Here is a 1450-nt window from a genome sequence, read left to right on the forward strand (position 1 = left end):
AATTTCTATAAAATCAAATTTTTCTATGAAAATTGTACGCCGGATTCTTATGCTAAAAATAGCAAAGACGGCGCGGTAGTTAAAATTCCATTAAAAGGAAATGCGGTTTTAAATGAATAAAAAGACGTTTTTAACTATTTTATCGGTAATAATCGAAGATGGCGATTATATCTCTTTATGGGAAATCGTTTGGGAATTAAATTCTATTAATATTGCCAATTCGCTTAAAGTAGCGAAAAAAATTTTATTGTCCTTATACGAGCAAGGTTATATAAGATTGTTTAGTTCAAATTGGGGTTATGATACAGAAACAAAAGAGATATGTGATAAATCTGAAATTTTAAATATTTTAAGGGATGATAAAAATTATGAGCCGGTCGGCGTAAATAGTAAATACTTTTGTGTGACCGAAACGCAGCAAGGAAGAGCTTATTATGCAAAACAATGCTAAAATGCGAAAAACAATAGTTTGGACGGTATAAAATGAGAGTAAAAGCGCTTGATTTAAATTTAAGCCCGTACGTCTATTTCTTTAGTAAAGCGGAAGATTTTAGGTTTAAGATTTTTAAAGATTTCCAAGCTGCAAGCGGGATAAGATCGCTGGATTTTTATGAGCTTGAGGCGTTTAGCCTAATGAAAAGCACCGAAGTTTATGAGACCGACTCTATCGCCAGCACATTAATTCATAATTTTAGTTTATGCGATGAGAATGTAAAAGATATTTTAATAATGCTATTTGGGCAGTTTTATCTAAATAATTTCATAGATACCGACATAAAATATAAAACTAGCGCTAATATAAATTTAAATATGAAGAAATTTGAAGAATGGAAAATTTTAAGAGAAAATTTCTTTTATAATTTAGATAAATTTATAGCCCGCTCATATGAACCTTTAAAAAATTATACTCGCGCAGACGGTGCCTTTTGGGAAGAGCCGAATCGGTGGTGCCACCATAATATGTATATATTTATCGCAGAATGCGGCAAAAAATATTATGATGAAATTTTGATTCCGAGCCTCTACAATAAATACAAACACATAGAGGTCGATATCGACGAAAAAGGGAAAGTGACAAGGTGGTATGGAATATAAAAGTAATAAAATTTAGGAGAATAAAATAGCGAGAGGAAGAAAAGCACTTTTGCAATCACTTTTTGCTTTAGCGTCAATTGAATTTCAAACCAAGTATATTGATAATGCCGATGCAGATGCCGATGTATATACATCGCCGGAAGAATTGTTAGAGGACCTAAGTAGTGCCTGCATAGAGACGCAATCATTTAAGGAAGAATTTACGCAAGATGAATTAGAACGATGTGAAGCAATGAGAGATAAGATAAAAAGTCTTCCCAATGAAGATATATATAAAACGCCTCTTTGGGAAAAACTACGTAAAGAAGCGAAAGATTTTTTAAATTTTATGGGTTATAATGTAAGCAATATCGAT

General features: G+C 32.0%; 3 protein-coding genes. All 3 read left to right on the forward strand.

What is annotated here, in order from left to right; genetic code table 11:
- Positions 1-112: 112 nt before the first annotated feature.
- Positions 113-451, forward strand: coding sequence for a hypothetical protein (locus Q0257_RS01830; RefSeq protein ID WP_298020847.1), 339 nt, complete (start codon positions 113-115; stop codon positions 449-451).
- A 32-nt stretch (positions 452-483) separates the two neighbouring features.
- Positions 484-1095: a hypothetical protein gene (locus Q0257_RS01835; protein ID WP_298020849.1), complete on the forward strand. Its 612-nt coding sequence runs from the start codon at positions 484-486 to the stop codon at positions 1093-1095.
- 49 nt (positions 1096-1144) lie between these two features.
- A partial coding sequence (locus Q0257_RS01840) for a hypothetical protein (protein WP_298020852.1) occupies positions 1145-1450 on the forward strand: 306 nt, incomplete at its 3' end.

The organism is uncultured Campylobacter sp., assembly GCF_938018035.1.
In the GTDB taxonomy this organism is placed as follows: domain Bacteria; phylum Campylobacterota; class Campylobacteria; order Campylobacterales; family Campylobacteraceae; genus Campylobacter_B.